The organism is Lacrimispora sp. 38-1, from assembly GCF_049890855.1.
Lineage (GTDB): Bacteria > Bacillota > Clostridia > Lachnospirales > Lachnospiraceae > Lacrimispora.
The window spans coordinates 39495-59064 of sequence record NZ_JBANEW010000055.1 but is presented as its reverse complement, the minus strand read 5'-3'; the positions used below and the strand labels follow the sequence as shown (position 1 = coordinate 59064).

At 41.8% G+C, this 19570-nt stretch carries 21 protein-coding genes and 1 tRNA gene; 15 read left to right on the top strand and 7 right to left on the bottom strand.

Annotated elements, in window-relative coordinates:
* Positions 1–107 precede the first annotated feature (107 nt).
* Together pdxS and pdxT are read left to right on the top strand one after the other, a co-directional pair.
* Complete coding sequence (gene pdxS, locus V7D18_RS14365; RefSeq protein ID WP_426155017.1) at positions 108–983, top strand: pyridoxal 5'-phosphate synthase lyase subunit PdxS; 876 nt, start codon at positions 108–110, stop codon at positions 981–983.
* Positions 983–1585 carry a pyridoxal 5'-phosphate synthase glutaminase subunit PdxT gene (gene pdxT, locus V7D18_RS14360; protein WP_426155015.1) on the top strand — a complete coding sequence of 201 codons (603 nt, stop codon included), beginning with the start codon at positions 983–985 and terminating at the stop codon, positions 1583–1585. The genes pdxS and pdxT overlap by 1 nt, the downstream gene beginning before the upstream one ends.
* A gap of 87 nt (positions 1586–1672) precedes the next feature.
* Here pdxT and V7D18_RS14355 read toward each other — a convergent pair whose 3' ends face one another.
* The 4 genes from V7D18_RS14355 to V7D18_RS14340 form a co-directional block, all read right to left on the bottom strand.
* A complete protein-coding gene (locus tag V7D18_RS14355; protein WP_426155014.1) occupies positions 1673–2005 on the bottom strand; it encodes a GNAT family N-acetyltransferase in 333 nt (110 codons plus the stop codon).
* A 168-nt stretch (positions 2006–2173) separates the two neighbouring features.
* On the bottom strand, positions 2174–2602 hold the full coding sequence (locus V7D18_RS14350; RefSeq protein WP_426155012.1) for a DUF6442 family protein: 429 nt from the start codon (positions 2600–2602) through the stop codon (positions 2174–2176).
* Entirely contained in the window at positions 2602–2805 is a 204-nt protein-coding gene (locus V7D18_RS14345; protein ID WP_426155010.1) for a helix-turn-helix transcriptional regulator, read from the bottom strand. The genes V7D18_RS14350 and V7D18_RS14345 overlap by 1 nt, the downstream gene beginning before the upstream one ends.
* A 374-nt stretch (positions 2806–3179) precedes the next feature.
* Positions 3180–3265: transfer RNA gene (locus V7D18_RS14340), tRNA-Ser, on the bottom strand.
* A 206-nt stretch (positions 3266–3471) separates the two neighbouring features.
* On the opposite strand from V7D18_RS14340, the gene V7D18_RS14335 reads away from it, so the two are divergent.
* From V7D18_RS14335 to V7D18_RS14295, 9 genes are all read left to right on the top strand, one after another.
* Entirely contained in the window at positions 3472–3693 is a 222-nt protein-coding gene (locus tag V7D18_RS14335) for an HPr family phosphocarrier protein (protein ID WP_426155008.1), read from the top strand.
* A gap of 175 nt (positions 3694–3868) precedes the next feature.
* Positions 3869–5464 (top strand): ClC family H(+)/Cl(-) exchange transporter, encoded by a 1596-nt coding sequence (locus V7D18_RS14330; protein WP_426155007.1) that lies wholly within the window; start codon positions 3869–3871, stop codon positions 5462–5464.
* A gap of 68 nt (positions 5465–5532) precedes the next feature.
* Positions 5533–6264, top strand: coding sequence for a peptidoglycan recognition protein family protein (locus V7D18_RS14325; protein WP_426155005.1), 732 nt, complete (start codon positions 5533–5535; stop codon positions 6262–6264).
* A 23-nt stretch (positions 6265–6287) separates the two neighbouring features.
* The gene (locus V7D18_RS14320; protein WP_426155003.1) at positions 6288–7118 is read left to right on the top strand and encodes a response regulator transcription factor; all 831 of its coding nucleotides are present in this window, start codon (positions 6288–6290) and stop codon (positions 7116–7118) included.
* Positions 7115–8854, top strand: a complete 1740-nt coding sequence (locus V7D18_RS14315) for a sensor histidine kinase (RefSeq protein WP_426155001.1) — start codon at positions 7115–7117, stop codon at positions 8852–8854. The genes V7D18_RS14320 and V7D18_RS14315 overlap by 4 nt, the downstream gene beginning before the upstream one ends.
* Before the next feature lie 240 nt (positions 8855–9094).
* Positions 9095–10444, top strand: coding sequence for an ABC transporter substrate-binding protein (locus V7D18_RS14310; RefSeq protein ID WP_426154999.1), 1350 nt, complete (start codon positions 9095–9097; stop codon positions 10442–10444).
* Positions 10445–10514: 70 nt separating this feature from the next.
* A complete protein-coding gene (locus V7D18_RS14305; protein WP_426154997.1) occupies positions 10515–11387 on the top strand; it encodes a carbohydrate ABC transporter permease in 873 nt (290 codons plus the stop codon).
* Positions 11388–11452: 65 nt separating this feature from the next.
* On the top strand, positions 11453–12241 hold the full coding sequence (locus tag V7D18_RS14300) for a carbohydrate ABC transporter permease (protein WP_426155218.1): 789 nt from the start codon (positions 11453–11455) through the stop codon (positions 12239–12241).
* A 17-nt stretch (positions 12242–12258) separates the two neighbouring features.
* Entirely contained in the window at positions 12259–13596 is a 1338-nt protein-coding gene (locus V7D18_RS14295) for a glycoside hydrolase family 30 protein (protein ID WP_426154995.1), read from the top strand.
* A 13-nt stretch (positions 13597–13609) separates the two neighbouring features.
* Here the strand turns inward: V7D18_RS14295 and V7D18_RS14290 are convergent, their stop codons facing one another.
* Both V7D18_RS14290 and V7D18_RS14285 read right to left on the bottom strand, forming a co-directional pair.
* Entirely contained in the window at positions 13610–14041 is a 432-nt protein-coding gene (locus V7D18_RS14290; RefSeq protein WP_426154994.1) for a C-GCAxxG-C-C family protein, read from the bottom strand.
* Positions 14042–14083: 42 nt separating this feature from the next.
* A complete protein-coding gene (locus V7D18_RS14285) occupies positions 14084–14860 on the bottom strand; it encodes a hypothetical protein (protein ID WP_426154992.1) in 777 nt (258 codons plus the stop codon).
* A 181-nt stretch (positions 14861–15041) separates the two neighbouring features.
* Between V7D18_RS14285 and V7D18_RS14280 the strand changes: the two genes are divergently transcribed.
* Genes V7D18_RS14280 through V7D18_RS14270 form a run of 3 tightly spaced genes read left to right on the top strand, consistent with a single transcriptional unit; the run spans position 15042 to position 17334 of the window.
* Positions 15042–15884, top strand: a complete 843-nt coding sequence (locus tag V7D18_RS14280) for a basic amino acid ABC transporter substrate-binding protein (RefSeq protein WP_426154991.1) — start codon at positions 15042–15044, stop codon at positions 15882–15884.
* A gap of 18 nt (positions 15885–15902) precedes the next feature.
* Positions 15903–16595 (top strand): amino acid ABC transporter permease, encoded by a 693-nt coding sequence (locus V7D18_RS14275; protein WP_426154989.1) that lies wholly within the window; start codon positions 15903–15905, stop codon positions 16593–16595.
* 4 nt (positions 16596–16599) lie between these two features.
* Positions 16600–17334 (top strand): amino acid ABC transporter ATP-binding protein, encoded by a 735-nt coding sequence (locus V7D18_RS14270; protein WP_426155216.1) that lies wholly within the window; start codon positions 16600–16602, stop codon positions 17332–17334.
* Between the two features lie 421 nt (positions 17335–17755).
* Here the strand turns inward: V7D18_RS14270 and V7D18_RS14265 are convergent, their stop codons facing one another.
* A complete protein-coding gene (locus V7D18_RS14265) occupies positions 17756–18250 on the bottom strand; it encodes a GNAT family N-acetyltransferase (protein ID WP_426154987.1) in 495 nt (164 codons plus the stop codon).
* Positions 18251–18408: 158 nt separating this feature from the next.
* Here V7D18_RS14265 and hemA point away from each other — a divergent pair, with 158 nt between their 5' ends.
* Positions 18409–19569 carry a glutamyl-tRNA reductase gene (gene hemA, locus V7D18_RS14260; protein ID WP_426154985.1) on the top strand — a complete coding sequence of 387 codons (1161 nt, stop codon included), beginning with the start codon at positions 18409–18411 and terminating at the stop codon, positions 19567–19569.
* Position 19570 lies beyond the last annotated feature (1 nt).

Sequence of the window (19570 nt, the reverse complement as noted above, 5' to 3'; positions counted from 1 at the left end):
ACCTCAAATCTGGTGTTATAAAAATTAATTAAAATGGTTATTTTAATAATATCAGAATTAATTATAATATATATTAATTCAAAAGTATACAAGGAGATAGTATTGATATGGAAAACGAACGTTACAAATTAAATAAAGAACTTGCACAGATGCTGAAAGGCGGAGTAATTATGGATGTTACAACTCCGGAACAGGCAAAAATTGCGGAAGCGGCAGGCGCTTGTGCTGTAATGGCATTGGAAAGGATTCCTGCTGATATAAGAGCAGCAGGTGGCGTTTCAAGAATGAGTGATCCTAAAATGATTAGAAGTATTCAGGAAGCGGTTTCCATTCCTGTCATGGCAAAAGCCAGAATAGGACATTTTGCAGAGGCACAAATATTGGAAGCAGTTGAAATTGATTACATTGATGAAAGTGAAGTATTGTCGCCTGCCGATGATGTATACCATATTGACAAAACTAAATTCAAGGTACCATTTGTATGTGGTGCAAAGGATTTGGGAGAGGCTCTTCGCAGAATAAGCGAAGGTGCTTCCATGATCAGAACAAAAGGTGAACCAGGAACAGGTGATATTGTACAGGCTGTTCGTCATATGAGAAAAATTAACGCTGAGATGCGTCGAGTACAATCTTTACACGATGATGAATTGTTTGATGCAGCTAAAAAACTGGAAGTGTCTTACGATCTATTAAAATATGTACACGAAAACGGACGGCTTCCTGTTATAAACTTTGCGGCGGGCGGAATTGCGACTCCGGCTGATGCGGCTCTAATGATGCAGCTTGGCGCCGAAGGCATATTTGTAGGTTCAGGTATTTTTAAATCCGGAAATCCGGAAAAAAGAGCAGCTGCTATAGTAAAAGCAGTTACTAATTACAAAGATGCAAAAATTCTTGCTGAACTTTCTGAAGATTTGGGTGAAGCTATGGTAGGAATTAATGAGAGTGAAATTCAAATAATCATGGCGGAGCGTGGAAAATAATGAATATAGGTGTTCTTGCATTACAAGGAGCATTTGTTGAACACAGACATAAGCTGGAGGCGCTTAATGTAAATAGTATCGAGCTGCGGCAGAAAAGCGATCTATCAAAACAATTAGATGGACTTATTTTGCCCGGCGGAGAAAGTACTGCCATAGGTAAACTGCTCGTTGATCTTGATATGTTTAATTCAATTAAAGACTTAATTCAAAATACAATGCCGGTTTTCGGAACTTGCGCAGGAATGATTTTGCTCGCTAAAAATATAGAAAACAGTTCAGTAAAACATTTGGCAACTATGGACATCTCGATAATCAGGAATGCATACGGAAGGCAACTCGGAAGTTTTAATGCTATTTCTAAGTTTGGTGATTTTGATGAAGTTCCAATGACGTTTATTCGTGCACCGTATATTGAAAGTGTTGCCAGTAATGTTAAAATATTATCAGTAGTCGAGGGAAATATAGTTGCGGCACGGCAAAATAATCAGCTTGTTACATCCTTTCATCCGGAATTAACAGATGATATTGCTGTTCATAACTATTTTCTAAATATGATTGAAGATACACAGCAGGTGACAGTGGCACGAGGTATACTAAAGTGATAGTTGCAGCTACTGTTTTTAGTTCAGCTGCCTGCTGGTTCTGGAAGGGGAGCTTAATATCCCTATTAATCAGCTGTTTTGCCATGTTTACAGTGTTCCAGTCCTGACACGATCCGCCGCATATCCTTTTTTGCCATATTTTAAATTAAAATTCCATCCAACGCTGTATGTGTCCGGATGTTCTTTCATTGCGAACACTTCTCCAATGATGAAATCTGTATCACGCAGGCATACAGCGTAGCAGTTGCCATGATCATCCCCGTTTTGCTTTTCTTTTACTTTTTTAACGGCCTCGTCATAAGAATTTACTTTTTCACTGTAAAAGCAATAAACGGGTGGTGCGGCAAGGTATTCGTATAAACCTGCGGCGTCCTTTTCTTCAAAGTTTCGGATGATAAGTCTGCTGGTTTCTATATGCATATCTTTGGTCCTCCATTATTAAATATTCAGCCAGAATAAACAAAAACGGGACAAGATCTTTTAGATCTTATCCCACTTAAATAATCATGATGATTACAAATCCTCTGACAAGTGAACTTACATTGAAAGCTTATCATAGAAAAGATAAAAAGTCATGTGTTTTCTATTTTACATTTCTTTATCATATTTTATGCGAAAGTAAATTCCATACCCATGTACAAACAGGTAAACAAAAACCAGAAGTAAAACAGCTGTTGTATCAATACTCATTAAAGCAAATGAAACCATCAGTGCGCCAAAAACAAAGGTCATCATGTCATAAGCTTTCGCTTTGGCACGGTTGGAAATTGCTATATTGCGTTCATCATTTTTTTCTATTTCAAGTTTCTTCTGTATATCCGGAGCGTTTTTCGTTAACTTACATGAAAGTATATTCCCCATACCATGACCAAAAATTCCACAGCCAAACCCAATAAATATATATGGCAAAGTCAGCAACAGTCCCTGGGGATCAGGTAATACTTTCACCAGGTACAAACCTGCTGCCAGCAAAATAAAACCGATTGAAGTAATAATGTAATCTGTTTTTCTTTTCATCACTGCAAATCCTCCTCATAAATAAATATTTCTTCAATAGTCATGTTAAAATAGCGCGCCAGCTTAAACGCCAACATAATGGAAGGATTATATCGCCCATTTTCAAGAGATCCAATTGTCTGCCTTGAAACTTCAAGAGCAGCAGCTAAATCCTCTTGCTTAATGCCGCGCTGTTTTCGTATTTCTTCTAAACGATTTTTCAAAACCCTCATCCTTTCGTATGGAAAGTTTGCTTTCCGTAAACATATATTATCACCATGGAATCGGAATGTCAAGTCAGCTTTCCGTAAATGAAGTAGTTCGTGGTGTAATAGATAAGGCATTCATCCAGTGCTGTTGCTGTTATAGGCGTTTAAATTCCTTTATAATCATGTTATTTAGATGCGTCAGCATGGTTGCTTTGTTGGTTTTAATCTGTCTTTTTCCACCCAAAAACGAGAAACACCCCGCTTTCTTATTAAAAAGCGGGGTGCATCTATGAAAAACGAGGGTCTTGAATTTTTTATTCAAAATCCTCAAAAGGGCACATAAGCACTGGCTTTTTCAGCCCTGTATCTATTTTGACCTAATCTTCTGACGGAAGCGGTGGGATTCGAACCCACGTGCCCTTGCGGACAACCGCATTTCGAGTGCGGCTCGTTATGACCACTTCGATACGCTTCCAGTTGAAAACACAACGATACAATTATACACGATAATTTAAAATTTGGGTAGTCTTTTCCCTTAAAAAAATGTACTTTTCCCGTATAACCCTTCACACAGTGGAAATAATAGGATTAAATAGCTAAAATGCACATGATTAAGACAAAAAAACAGATTAATTTGGTTAAAATCATGAATAAAGCGGTAGAAGAAAGATGGTGTCTGAAGTGAAAAAGATCAAGCATACATTTTCCACGGTTGAGGAGCTGGTGGCATTTGTAGTGAAGGCGGAGCGGTGCAGTTTTGAAGTAAAAGTCATTTCCAACCATCTGGTGATAGACGGAAAATCACTGATGGGAGTCATGATTATCGGAATCGGAAAACAGGTGGAGATCATTTGTTATAATGAAGCATTCTCCCCAGAGCAGTTAGTGGATTATGCAGCGTGAACAGAATAAAGCAAAATAGAAACAGACCGTTTTTTTCTTGCAGAAGCAGGAGAACAGACCGGTCTGTTTTTGTGATAAGCCGGATTTTGCCTTGCAATCAGCAGTATCAGGAGCTATAATTTTATATTGTGTGCAGGTTAACAATGAAAAATAATAATTTACAGGAGGATGAGTGATGCAGACCGAAGGTCATACGGTACAGAAAACGATTAACCGTTACCGAAGTTTTCGTTATGAATTGATACTCGAAGGGATTTTAACAGGAGCCATAGCCGGTTCTGTAGTGGTGTTATTCCGGTATTTGCTCAGTGATGGAGATGAGCTGCTTAAATGGGTGCTGAATGCTGTAAAGGGGAAACCGCTATTAATTGCCATCTGGTTTCTTGTTCTTTCAGCCGGTGCCTTTTTTGTGGCATTACTGCTTAAATGGGAATCTCTGATCTCAGGAAGCGGAATTCCCCAGGTAGAAGGGGAGATGATGGGAGAGCTGGATCCCTGCTGGTGGAAAACCCTGGCTGCCAAGCTGGCGGGCGGGCTGATATCTCTTGGCTTTGGTCTTTCACTGGGACGGGAAGGCCCAAGTATTCAGCTTGGTGCCATGACAGCGAAAGGGATTTCCAGGATTTCAAAAAGGTCAAAGACAGAAGAGAAGCTTTTGATCACGTGCGGTGCCAGTGCAGGTCTGTCCGCAGCCTTTAATGCGCCGATTGCGGGTGTTTTATTCTCATTGGAAGAGATACATAAACATTTTTCTCCGGAAATTCTCTTATCCACCATGGCCTCCTCCATCACTGCTGATTTTGTTTCCCGGAATGTATTCGGTTTAAAGCCGGTGTTTGATCTTCAGATTACACAAATGATCCCCTTAAACTGCTATGGATATGTAATCGCTTTCGGCATCATTATCGGAGCAATGGGTGTAGTGTATAATACAACTCTTTCAAAAACCCAGGATCTGTATCAGAAGATTCCAAACCAGTTTGTACGGTTAGTAATACCGTTTTTATTAGCGGGAATTTTTGGACTGTATTATCCGGCAGTACTGGGCGGAGGTCATTCACTGGTAGAAGTACTGACCTCAGGCGAAATGTTATTTGGAGCATTGTGTTTTCTGCTTGTGTTAAAATTCACATTTTCAATCCTAAGCTTTGGTTCCGGTGCTCCGGGCGGAATCTTTCTGCCGCTTCTGGTGCTGGGTGCAGTAATCGGCAGTATTTATTGCAGCGGAGTGGAACTGATGACGGATTCTCTTAATGGACTTTTAGGAAATTTTATCATACTGGGAATGGCCGGATATTTCGCTGCCATTGTAAGAGCTCCCATTACCGGTATTATTTTGATCAGTGAAATGACAGGAAGCTTTACCCACCTGCTGTCCCTGTCCCTTGTGTCCCTGATCGCCTATGTAATTCCTGATATGGTACGCTGTGCACCTGTTTACGATCAGCTGCTTCACCGGCTTTTAAGAAAGTTAAATCCGAACAGGGATACTTCCCTTACCGGGGAAAAAGTGCTGGTGGAGGGAATGATTTTTCACGGTTGTGAGGCGGAAGGAAGAAAAGTCTCCGAAATCCAGTGGCCGCGAACCTGTCTGCTCATTTCTCTTTTCCGGGGTGAAGCTGAATTCGTACCCAGAGGAGAAACAAAGCTTCTGGCAGGTGATAAAATTGTGATTCTCTGCGATGAATCAGCTCAGGGAAAGCTGCATGAAGTTCTGCAAAATGTGTGTCAGACTGTGAAAATGGAATCTGCAGTCCAGTCACATTCCTGACATTTTTATTGACTTTTTCTTTGGGAAAGACGTAAACTGGTAGAAAAGGCAGATCAGGAGCTTTAGCCATGAATAATCAGACAAATGATAGAATGGATGAACTGGAACGCCGGCGCAGGTCAAGAGAACGCCGGTATAAACAAAAGAAAAAGAAGAAAAAAAGAGCATTCTTATACATATTCCTGCGGTTTGTAATATGGACCGGATTATCAGCCTGCGCTTTATGGGGATTAATTTCTTTTTTTGGCAGAAACTATGTGGATATCAGGTCGGTTACCATGCCTGATTATGTGCAGCAGGATTTCATTGAGTTCAATTTTTATTCAAGACCTGGTACTAAAATGAAACGTATTGACGGAATTGTAGTTCACTATGTTGCCAACCCCGGTACAACTGCAAAACAGAACAGAGACTATTTTGCCAGCTTAAAGGACCAGACAGGGGAGAAAAAAATTTCTGCAAGCAGTCATTTTATCATCGGCCTGGAAGGAGAGATTCTTCAGGAAATTCCCATCTATGAGGTTGCCTATGCGACTTCAAGGGAAAAAAATAAGGATACAGTTTCCATAGAATGCTGTCATCCCGATGAAACCGGTAAATTTAATGATAAGACCTATGCTTCTTTGGTGAAGCTGACTGCTATGCTGTGTAACGAGCTGGGGCTGACTGAAAAGGATGTAATCCGGCATTATGATGCCACCGGTAAGGATTGTCCCAGATATTTCGTGGCGCATGAAGATGCGTGGAAGCAGTTCCTGGAAGATGTAAAGACAGAGAGAAAAGGTATCAAAAAGGAGTAAAACTACAGGCAATGGGGGTTGCAATGTACCGATTATTGATCGTTGATGATGAAGCCGTTATCAGACAGGGACTTGGTATGCTTCCCTGGAAGGAAAATGAAATTGAGGTTGTGGGGATTTTAAAAGATGGTATTGAGGCGGAGGAGTGGATCGACAGTAAGGAGATCGATATTCTTCTTACTGACATCCGTATGCCTGGTTTATCCGGAATTGAGCTGGCAAAGCGAACGCTCCAGAACTATCCGGATGCAAAAGTCATTCTTCTAACCGGATATGGTGAATTCGAATATGCAAGAGAAGCGATTTCACTTGGGGTTTCTGACTATATCCTGAAGCCCTCCACACCCGACGAAATCATGGCATGTGTGAAGAATGCGTGTGAAAAATTTGATCAGGAAAAAAAGACAAAAATAAAGCTGGAGGAGCTGGAGTCAAAAATCCAGGGATATTCGGCTCTTGTTAAGCCTGCGGAAGAAATTCTGGAGGCAGAAGAGGAACGGATCGGGAAAATCATTAAATATATCTATGAAAATTATGACAGGGAGTTAAGTTTATCGGTTCTGTCTGAAGAGTTTCACTTTACAACCGTTTACATGAGCCATTATATAAAAAAAGAGACGGGATATACATTTCTGGAGATTCTCACTTCCGTCAGGATGTATTATGCCGCAAAATATCTGACAGAAACCAAGTTAAAAAACGGTGAGATCTGCAGCAGAATCGGTATCTCAGATGAACGGTATTTCGGACAGATTTTCAAGAAAAACTATGGGATGACACCGTATGAATACCGTAAATCAGGCAGCCATGCAGTCAATCCCTTTCAAAAATTTACGGAGACAGCCCAGTTATGAAACGATGGTATCACAGACAAAATTTTCACAGTAAGCTGATGTTTCTTTTTCTTACCCTGATTCTGGTACCTGTCATTTTCCTTTCCTTTATGGAATTTTCCTATGCAAGAAGAATTCTGGCTGATAAAACCAACGATTACTTAAAAAATCTTGCATCAGTCACACTTTCAAAAATTGAAAGCACGGTGACAGATATTGAAAATGTTGCATTTTATATCAACGGAAATGATACCATACAAAGCTCCTTAAAATCAGAGCAGGAGCTGGCAGATGACAGGCCGGCGTATTACCGTCTTCACAGCAACATCCGGGAAATCCTTTCCTCCTATGCCCTGCTCCGCCAGGAGATTAACGCCATCGGTATCCGTTCTGATCCGGGCAGAGAGTACACATATACGAAAATACGAAGCGGAACACCCCTTGATATCAGGGAATATATCCGGGACGAAAATCAGTACTGGGAAGTAAGGAATGGACATATTGTCCTGATGAAAAAGCTGTATGGTTATCCCTCTAAAAAATCTCTGGGGTATGTTGCTCTTGATGTAAACGAGAAAAGCTTATATGACATTATATCTGATATCGATTTATCCCAGGCAGGAAACGTTTTTCTTGTCAATGAAGAGGGGCGTGTTCTGGCAACCAGCTCAAAAGCTCTTTCCGGAGAATTGCTTAAAGAACCTTATATTAACTGTTTTGGAGAGAAGGAAGCTTTCTACCGGGATGTGAAAATCGGAGATCAGTATTACAGCATTTACAACAGTGCCGCTATCTCAAATGGCTGGCATATGATGCTTGCCATACCAAGAGACTATTATCTGCGGGATGTAACCAGATTAAAGAACATCGTCATACTGGTCACAGTGATCACGGCCTGTATGGCAGCTCTCATCTCTGCCCTGGTATCCAGGAATATGACAAAACCTCTGCGGGAGCTGACAAAGGCAATGGAGAATTTCGGGCAGGGAGATTTTAATATCAACTGTGAAGTGAATTCTGAGGATGAGATCGGACGGCTGAGCCATACCTTCAATCAGATGGTCAACGATATGAACAGTCTGGTCAATACGGTCTATGAGCAGAAGGTAATGAAACAGGAAGCCCAGATGAAATCCCTTCAGATGCAGATTAATCCTCATTTTCTCTATAACACTCTGGACACCATTAACTGGATGGCAAGAATACGCCATGCAGACGATATCGGGGATATGGTGGCAGCCCTGGGCAATATGATGCGTTATTCCCTGGAAAAGAAATCATTTGTCCGCATCCGGGAAGAGGTTAAGAATTTAGAGGACTATCTGGCTATTCAGAATTACCGTTACCAGGATAAGATGGAGGCAGTCATTAAAATCGATGAAAGCCTGATGGATCTTTATATTCCGCGGCTTTTAATACAGCCCATTCTGGAAAATGCCATCGTTCATGGAATTGAAGAGAAACTGGATAAAGGGCATATTGTTGTGGCAGCCTGGCTGGAGGAGGATGATTTATATATTCAGGTGGAAGACGACGGTGTGGGAATGACAGAGGAAGCCATCTCCCAGATTCTGCTGGAGGATTATTCCATGAAAAAGAGAGGCCATACCTCCATTGGTGTCGTCAATGTCAATCGAAGAATCCAGATGATTTACGGTAAGGATTATGGTCTTCTGATACAAAGTGTTCTGGGAGCCGGAACCAGGATGACCATACACATTCCGGCTGTTTTAAAGGAACAGAGCGATATAAAATAAAAATTCATTTAGTCCGGAAGGCATAAAAATGCTTCCCGGACTTTTTTGCGCACTGACCTGATGATTGCAATATAACAAATATGATTAATATTTTAAACATTTTCATTAAATTAACATGTATAAACCTAAAATCTAAATTGCTATAATGATAAACAGAAATCAGCGCTGATGGGGAATGAAGGTAATACAGGCAACTATAAAGATCTTATGCCGCTTTACGGCGGCAGATTGGAGAGGGCTATGAAAAAAAGACAAATCGGGATGTTGTTATGCGCGGCAGCAGCTGCCATTGCTTTAGCAGGCTGCGGGAGCAGTAAAACAAAAACAGAAGATACCAAGGCAGGTCAGGAAAGCAGTAAGGAAAGCAGTCAGGCTGCAGCAGGCGGTGATGTGGTAATCAAGGTGTTTTCCAACTTACCAGACCGTACCAGCGGACAGGGACTCATTGAGCAGATGCTTTTTGACCAGTACATGGAAAAGAATCCCAATGTAAAAATCCAGGTAGAAGCTCTGGATGACGAAAGCTATAAAACCAAATTCAAAGCATATGCTTCCGGTTCGGATATGCCGGATTTAGTAAATGCATGGGGGCAGCCGTCATTTCTTGATGAAGTGATTGATGCCGGACTCCTGGCAGAATTAAATCCTGAAGATTATAAGGATTACGGTTTTATCGAAGGTGCTTTGGACGGATTCAGCAAGGATGGAAAATTATATGGACTTGCAAGAAATACCGATGTAATGGCATTTTATTATAATAAGTCCATGTTTGAAAAATATGGAGTGAAGGTTCCGGAAACCTATGATGATTTACTGGCTGCTGTCAATACATTCAAATCAGCAGGCGTGATTCCGGTATCGATGGATGGTTCCGACAAATGGCCTCTTTCCATTTATATCAACGCATTGTACCAGCAGTATAACGGAAGCTCTTCTTCCAAGGAAATCAGAGAAGCAGTTAAAACCGGTGATTATTCCAACGAAGCGTGGACAAAATCTCTGGATCAGCTGAAAAAATCCATTGATGCAGGCATTTTCCAGACCGGTTTTGAGACTACTGATTATGCGACCAGCATGAATTTATTCACCAACGGCCAGGCTGCCATGTATTACATGGGAAGCTGGGAAATGTCCATGGCAACCAATGAAAATATTCCGGAAGAAATCAGAAATAACATCGGCGTTTTCAATATGCCGACAGTAGAAGGCGGAAAAGGCACAAAAACCGATCTTACGGCATGGAATGGCGGCGGTCATGCAGTGACAGCCAATTCCAAGGTAAAGGCAGAAGCAATCAAGCTGTTAAATTATATGTATCAGCCTGAAAACTGGTCCAAGCTTTGCTGGGAAAAGGGAGTTTGTATGTCAGCCCAGAACTTCTCACAGTATTTAACTGGTAAAGAAACTGCGCTGCAGCTGGAATTTGTGGATAAGGTAAATCATGCATCAGGCATTTCCGGAGTTACATTTAACGATCTGGGAACCAATGAATATAAAACAGTCAGTGAGGATGCCTCCGTTGAATTTGCAATCGGTCAGCTTACAGCCAAGGATTTTACTGATAAACTGGCAGGCGCAATGAAAAAATAGAACTTGGGTTTTCACATAGGGGAGCTGCAGCTACAGCTCCCTTTGTCTTACAAAAAGTGAGGAAAAAAATATGCATAAATTATACAGCAATAAGAAAGTCATCTTTTCTTTGATGGCTCCGGGGATCTTTGTTTTTACTGCTGCCATTCTGGCGCCCATTCTTTTAAGTGTGTATTATGGTTTTACCAACTACTCAGGAATCGGGGAAAGCAGTTTCATCGGACTGGAAAACTACAAAACCCTGTTTCAGGATTCCGTATTCTGGACAGCTCTTCGAAATTCCCTGTTTTTAGCAATCGGCTTCATCTGTATCCAGCATCCGCTTGCCATGCTGACTGCCATTAAGTTAGATAAACTTCAGGGAAAGGCAGAAGGACTGTTTCGCTGTATTTTCTTTATTCCCAACGTGATTTCCGTTGCTGTTATCGCATACCTGTGGAAATTTATCTATAATCCCAACTTCGGCCTGGTCGCTAAGGTGCTAAAAAACTTTGGATATACAGGCCAGCTCAATCTGTTAGGCTCCGGCAATGCAATCTGGTCGGTTCTGGTGGTTTTAATCTGGCACGGATTTGGCTGGGGAATGCTGATTTATTATACCGGAGTCAAAAATATAGATCCGGTTATGTACGAGGCGGCCTCCATTGACGGGGCAAATGGAAGGGATATATTCTTTCATATCACACTCCCCTTAATGAAGCCGGTAATTCAGGTAAATGTCACCATGGCGGTGATTGCAGCTTTAAAACAGATGGAGACCGTATATCTGCTCACAGCAGGAGGTCCCGGCAATGAGACCCAGTTTATGGCAAGCTATTTATACAAACAGGCTTTTCAGTCATATAAATACGGTTATGGCAATTCCATCAGTGTGATGTTTATTTTGATCTGCCTGATTTCTACTGTCGCATTAAACCGTATATTTGCAGAAAGAGGGGAATAGGACATATGGAAAAATCAGCGATAGCAACCAGTAATAATCCGAAAAGAGTGCTGACCATAGCGGTTATGACAATCATAGCCGGAATACAGATGTTTCCTTTAATCTGGCTGATTGACTTTTCTCTTTGCAACAGCAATGAGCTGTTTACAAATGGAATTCTGGTATGGCCGAAAAAGATCCAGTGGGTGAATTATTTTTTAGCTTTTACAAACGGTAATTTTCTCCACTATTTAAAAAACAGCCTGTTAATCAATACTCTGGCAGTGGTACTTGTTCTGATCATCTCTATCATGGCAGCATTTGCCTGCAGCAGAATGGAATGGAAATTAAAACATGCTGCCTCCATTCTTATGGTTATGGGTATGATGATTCCAGTCCACGCCACACTGCTTCCCAATTACGTGATCTATGATAAGCTGGGAATTACAGATACCATATGGGCTCTGCTCATTCCCTATATTGCATTTTCCCTGCCCCAGGGCTTTTTCCTCACCACCAGCTTTATGAGCTCGATTCCAAGGGAATTAGAGGAGGCCGCTTTAATTGATGGATGTGGGATATACCGGATTCTGACCATCATTATCTTTCCGCTCATGAAATCATCCATTGTCACAGTCTCAATTATGACCTATTTAAATAACTGGAATGAATTTATGCTTGCAATTACCTATTTAAGCAGCAAGAAATGGAAGACGCTTCCATTTTGCATCCTGGAATTTACAGGGCAGTATTCTTCCAACTATGCAGTTCAGTTTGCAGTAATGGCATTGTCTGCAGCACCGGCTTTAATCATTTACATTATTTTAAATAAGCATATTACAAAAGGGGTAGCACTTGGAGCAGTCAAGGGATAAGAAGAGGAGGTATCGCATTGAACATACATCAGTATCTGACTTATGAAGTTACAGAGCTTGTAAGAGAAGAAACGGAAGGTGAGTTCCTTCCTGATGACGGAACGGAAAATGAGGTCATTAATCTTTATCCGCACATGCGTTATCAGACGATGGAAGGGTTTGGGGGCGCGTTTACTGATGCAGCTGGTTTTGTATTTGCAAAAATGAGCAAAGAACAGCAGGATGCACTGCTTTGGCAGTACTTTTCACCGGAACAGATGAATTATCGTATGGTGCGGATCCCAGTGGACAGCTGCGATTTTTCCACCCATATGTATGCAGCAGATGATGAGAAAGAAGATGAGGAATTTAATCATTTCAGCTTTCAGGAGGTTGAGCAATATATTCTGCCCCTTTTGGACCGGGCAGAGGCATACTGCAAACAAAAACTGCCCATAATGCTTTCCCCCTGGTCACCTCCCGCTTATATGAAAACCAACCTTAACCGGAAAGAAGGTGGATTCTTAAAGAAAGAGTATTACAGCCGCTGGGCCAGATATTTATGCCGTTATATCAGAGAATATACAGACAGAGGCTATGAGATTCAGAGACTTTCCATACAAAATGAGCCAAAAGCCGTGCAGCCATGGGATTCCTGTGTTTACACGGCAGGGGAAGAACAGCGTTTTATCAGAGATTTTCTGGTGCCTGAGATGGAGAAAAATCAGTTGAGCCATATAGAGATTTTTATATGGGATCATAATAAGGAACGGGCATTTGAACGTGCCTGTGAAGTGATGAGCGATAAGACGGAAGAATTGGTTGCAGGTGTGGCGTTTCACTGGTACAGCGGAGATCATTTTGATGCCCTGTCTCTGATTCAGGAGAAATTCCCGGATAAAAAGCTGATCTTATCAGAAAGCTGTCTGGAGTTTTCCAAATTCGGAAAGGAAGACCAGTCCGTCAATGCCGGAAGGCTGGCCCATGACATGATCGGCAATTTAAATCACGGGATGAGCGGATTTTATGACTGGAACGTGCTCCTTGACGAAAACGGAGGTCCCAATCATACCGGAAATTACTGCGATGCCCCTTTCCTTTATCAGGAAGGCACAAAAGAACTGGAAGAGCGGTTTGTTCTGCGTTACTACTGGCATTTTACCCATTTTATCCAGCCGGGAGCTGTCAGAATTGCCACTACCTGTTATACAGCCCGGCTTGATGTGACCGCCTGGGAAAATCCGGACCGGTCTATTGCAGTGATTATTTTAAACAGAAGCAGCAGTGATCTTCCTTATGTGCTTCGTATATCAGGGAAACTGGTGAAATGTATGGCAAAAGCTTCGTCCATTACAACCGCACTGATCAAAGAATAGAAGAATCGGATTTTTATTCCGATTCTTCTGAAAATAACTTCTGCTCAATAATTTTCACCGCATCTGCGATACAGTCATTGCAGGACCGCAGTACATTGCCGGTCTCAACACCTTTTAAATCCTTACACACAACACTTCCGTTCTGTTCTTTAAAGCTTTCAAGACATGCTCTGGAAGCTTCATAAGATGCTCTCTTGGAGTCTGGCTTATCAAGTTTTACCGTACTGTTTTTTAAGCCGGATAAAACCGCAGCAGCACCGATGGCTCCGCATGTGCCTTCCATTCCTCCCATTCCAAGTCCCATACCTTCCGTAAAACGGAACATGGTCTCTTCATCCACTCCGGTTTTATCACAGAAAACGCAGGAAACAGCCTGTGCACAATTATAACCGTTTGCATGTTTTTTGAGAGCTTCCTCAGCTCTGTTATTCATTAAATCTGACATGTGTCATTCCTCCTGATGAATTGTAAAAAATAATCTCCCCGGTCACGAATTCTGCCGGGAAGAAAAAAGATGAAATTTTCCAAAGATAACATGAAAGATAAATCCTCCCAGGCAGGTAGCTGCCAGATAGGAGACATTACCCGCGGAAATTCCATATTTTATGGCTATATCATGAAATACAATCTGTGCTGATGGATAATAGGGGGAAATGTAAAACATATCCGCCTGCCCTAAAGGTTTTGCAGTCCGGTTGATCACGGATGCCACAATACAGCAGACAAAAAACAAGGGCAGCGTCCGGACAAATCCCCGTAAGGTGGTGTCGGAGGAGCGGGAAAAGGCAATTACCAGTCCGATATAAATTAACAAAAGGTGCCAGATGAGTCCGTGAAAGGTCAGCACCCAGTAAGGGTGAAACAACCCGGACGGCTCCGCCAGTGCCATAATTCCGCCAAGAAGATTAAAATCCTGCATAAAAGTATAGAGCACTGTTTTTCCCCTGGCAGAGGGCACGAATGGCAGCACCAGGCAGAAGTACATAGGCAGGCTGCACAGCTGAAATGGAAAATACCACCAGTTGTATGTCTGGTTATTTACCACATAATATAAGAATAACTGCTTATAGCATTCCGAGGCTGCAAGTACAATGCCGCACAAAAATAAAAGTCTGGGTAACCGGTCGTTCTTGATTCTTCTGGTGGTGTAATAGGACAGAAGAACCACCCATATAAGCCCGGCAGAGACAAAAAAAAGATGAAAAAGCGAGTAGGGGGCAGGCGGTGTCATGGGCCATGCCGTTTTCTCAAGGATATCCTTCATAGCGGTTCCCTTTCTTCCCTGTTTATCAGACAGCTATATTATAATCGATGGTAAAAAAACATGCAAGGATATTGAACAATCTTCCTTTGAAGTACTTGATTAATTCCGAAAATGCTATATAATGTATAACTGATACTTATTTTATAATTATGCAGATTTGTGTATAAGAGGAGGAATCATTATGAAGAAAAATAAAATTGCAGTTGCAGTAGCATTATGTATGGCAGCAGTATTAACTGCTTGCGGCGGATCAGCAAAAACAGAGACAACAGCGGCAGCAGGAGCTGAAACAACAAAGGCCGGAGCTGAGACTACAAAAGCTGAAGCAGAGAGCACAAAAGCAGGAGCAGAAAGCTCAGCAGCAGGCGGTAAGCTGGTCATGGTAACCAACGCAGAATTCCCTCCTTACGAATATCATGACAATAATGATATCGTAGGAATTGATGCAGATATTGCAAAAGCCATTGCTGATAAGATGGGCATGGAACTGGAGATTCAGGATATGGCATTTGATTCCCTGATCCCTGCTGTTCAGTCCGGCAAAGCAGATTTTACTGCAGCTGGTATGACTGTAAATGAAGACCGTAAGAAAAACGTGGACTTTACTGATACCTATGCACAGGCAGCCCAGGTTATTATTGTAAAAGAAGGCAGTGAGATCAAAGCACCGGCTGATTTAGACGGAAAGAAGATCGGAGTTCAGACAGGAACAACCGGAGATATTTATGCAGGAGACATTAAGGATGCAGATATCCAGCGTTTCAACAAAGGTATGGAAGCTGTTATGGCTCTTACCCAGGGAAAAGTAGATGCTGTTGTGATCGACCGTGAGCCGGCAAAAGTATTTGTAAAAGAGAACGCAGGTTTAAAAATTCTTGATGAAGCATTTACAGAAGAAGAATATGCCATTGCTGTTAAAAAAGGCAATACGGAACTGTTAGATAAGATGAACGCTGCAATCAAGGAATTAAAAGATTCCGGTGAGCTTCAGAAGATTGTGGATAAATACATCACAGCAGAATAAGAATAAAGGAAGAGTGCCATGTGGGAAAAGCTTAGAGATGATTTCTATCAGAATTTTATCGTAGATGACCGTTGGAAATACATTACCGACGGATTGCAGAATACGTTAAAAATTACGTTTTTTGCAGTCTTAATCGGAATACTGCTGGGATTTTTAGTGGCAGTGATCCGGTCTACCTATGAAAACACCCATAAGCTGAAGGTACTGAACTGGATCTGCGGCATCTATCTTACGGTAATCCGTGGAACGCCAGTGGTGGTTCAGCTCATGATCATGTATTTTGTGATCTTTTCCTTTCATGATCCGGGACAGGTATTTACTGCGGTTGTAGCATTCGGAATCAACTCCGGTGCCTACGTGGCAGAAATCTTCCGAAGCGGTATCAGCAGCATTGAAAAGGGGCAGTTTGAAGCAGGAAGGAGTCTGGGCTTTAATTATGCCCAGACCATGTGGTTTATCATCATGCCCCAGGCATTTAAAAATGTAGTTCCGACTCTGGCCAATGAGTTTATCGTGCTGTTAAAGGAAACCTCTGTTGCAGGTTACATAGGGCTGCAGGATTTGACGAAAGGCGGAGATATCATTAAGAGCCGCACCTATTCTGCGTTTATGCCTCTGATCGCAGTGGCTGTCATTTATCTGGTTATGGTTATGGTGTTTTCACAGCTGGTAAAGGTACTGGAGAGGAGGCTGCAGAGAAGTGAGCATTGATAACATGGATAAACCTCTGATTCAGGTACAGAATCTGGGAAAAAAATTCGGTGAGATGGAAGTGTTAAAAGACATTTCCGTTGATATTTACAAGGGAGATGTGGTTTGTGTCATCGGACCCTCCGGTTCGGGAAAAAGCACATTCCTGCGCTGCTTAAACAGGCTGGAAGAGCCCAGCGGGGGTCATATTCTTTTTGAAGGCGCGGATATCGTGGATAAGAAAACCGATATTGATAAGCACCGCCAGAAAATGGGAATGGTTTTCCAGCAGTTTAACTTATTCCCCCATATGACAATTTTAAAGAACTTAACTATTGCACCGGTGAAGCTGCAGGGAAAAAGTGAAAAAGAAGCAAAAGAACAGGCGATAAAGCTTCTTCATAAGGTAGGTCTGGCAGACCGGGCGGATGCCTATCCCAATCAGCTTTCCGGCGGACAGAAGCAAAGAATTGCCATAGTCCGTGCATTGTGTATGAATCCGGATGTTATGCTGTTCGATGAACCGACTTCTGCACTTGACCCTGAGATGGTTGGAGAAGTATTAACCGTTATGCGGGAACTGGCTGAAGAAAAGATGACCATGGTTGTTGTTACCCATGAGATGGGATTTGCCAGAGAGGTGGCCACCAGGGTTATGTTTATGGATGGCGGTTACTTTCTGGAGGAGAACGAACCTGGAGAATTTTTTGCAAATCCAAAGAATGACAGGCTGAAACTGTTTTTAAGCAAGGTGCTTTAAAAGAATAATATGAAAAACCGGGGATCCTGTTACGTGATAGGAAGTTCCGGTTTTTCTGATTTTTTATAGTATATAAAATTCAATTGAAGATTAAAAAGGAATATGTTACCATAGAGATATGGAACATTCGCGTTACAGGGTGTGTTGACCTCATTCTTTGATAGAGTGGGGGTGATGTCTATGAAATTTGACTTCAAGGATTTAATGACTTTTGGTCTTTTCATTTTGGCATTACTTACATTCATTTTTTCGTATTGTAAGTAATAATACATAGCAAAAACCACCCTGGTATACTTGGCGGTTACTGGGTGGCTTCGCTATCTCTTTAACAGGTCAACCCCTTGTGGGCGGCTGTTCCTTTTCTATGTTCACTGTATCACGACTATTTTATCTTGTCAAGACTGACTTTAGTCAATTTCGCTTACAAAAGTTTTGCCATATAATATTCATCAGCCTCTATACCATCTACAATCATGGAACGTTCTTTCTTCCCTTCAATGATAAATCCCATTTTTTCATACAAATGGCGTGCCTGCTCATTCTCAGCCATGACGGTCAGTTCCAGTCTTGTTATTCCATTTTCTCTTGCCCATTGTTCCATTTTCTGAAAAAGCATTGCTCCATATCCATGTCCTCTGTAGTCTTTTAAAATTCCAATGACCAGATAGGCACAGTGGCGGATTCTTCGGGGTTCTCCTCTGGAGGCTGAAAGAAAACCAGCGAAATCGCCCTCATTTTCCAGCAGAAGAAAAAGGGAACCGGATTTTTCCCACTGTTCGATTCTATGTTTCATATCATCAGCCGTTGCTGTCCGTTCTCCAGGTTCATACATCATAAAACTGGTTTCCGTATCCAGCTGCTTTAACATTTTTATCAGCAGATCAGCATCTTCTGGTTTTACACTTCTTATCTTCATATGCATGTTCTCCTATTCAAAAGTATTTCTCTTATTATACATGGCATCTGAAAAAATGCAATTGGAGTTTTAACACTCCATTGCCCTGTGTATGGGGTTGTGGTAGAATAGGAACGTGGTTTTAATTACAAGGTTAAGAGAAGAAAGCTGGAAAGAACATGTATTGTATGAGTGTGAGCCATAAAAAAGCTCCGGTGAATATCAGAGAAAAGTTTGCCTTCAGTACGAAAGAAAAGGCTGAATTAACAGACAGACTATTGAATAAGGATTCTATAACAGGCGTAGTTGTGCTTTGTACCTGCAACCGCAGTGAGATCTATGTTTCAGGATCAAAATATGCCATTGGTGAGCTCCAGCGGGAGGTTGCCGGGTTAAAGGGAGTGCGCCTGGGAGAGTTAATTAAGTATCTAAATGTATATAATGAAGAGAGTGCCATCCGTCATTTGTTTAAGGTTGCCTGTGGATTTGATTCCATGGTTTTAGGGGAAGATGAGATACTGGGACAGGTAAGAGAAGCGTATCAGTATTCCAAAGAAAAAGGGGCTGCGGATTATGAGCTGAATGTGTTATTTCAAAAAGCCATGGCTGCAGCAAAACGGATTAAAACGGATACCAGACTTTCCAGAACCCCTCTTTCCATAGCAACACTTGTTGCGAATGAAGTATTTCATTTAAACAGGGAGGGAGAGTACAAAGACGTAATGGTCATTGGCATGACAGGGAAGATGGGCAGTACCATAACCAAGAATCTGTTGTGCAAGCCTGGAATCCGGGTGACGGGAACCGTGAGAACCCATTCCTCAGACCTGCTGCTGAAAGTGGACAGCGACCGGATCCGGGAAGTGGATTACAAAGAACGCTACAAACATATGGATGATATGGATGTGATAATCAGTGCAACGTCAGGACCTCACTATACTGTAACCAGAGAAGAACTGGACAAATGTATGAGACCAGGAAAAGAACGGCTTTTTATTGATGTAGCGGTTCCTGTTGATATGGACCCTGAGATCAGGGATTTACCCGGACTCACTTTATTTGACATTGACTATTTTGAAACATTATCTAAGAACAATACAGAAATTAAGCTGAAAGAACTGGACTGTGCCAGAGAAATTATGGAAGAAGAACTGGATGGAGCGTTAAAGGAAGTTTTATTTCACCCTTACATTTCTCAAATGGAAGAATTAAAAGAGGCATTGTCTGGAAAGAGGCTTGATACCCTTTTATACCGTATTCGGGATCATGTTACCAGCGAAGAGTTAAAGGTGGTGCTTCGGACTTTAGATGGTTTAAAGGACTGGATAAGGGAGGAGTGAC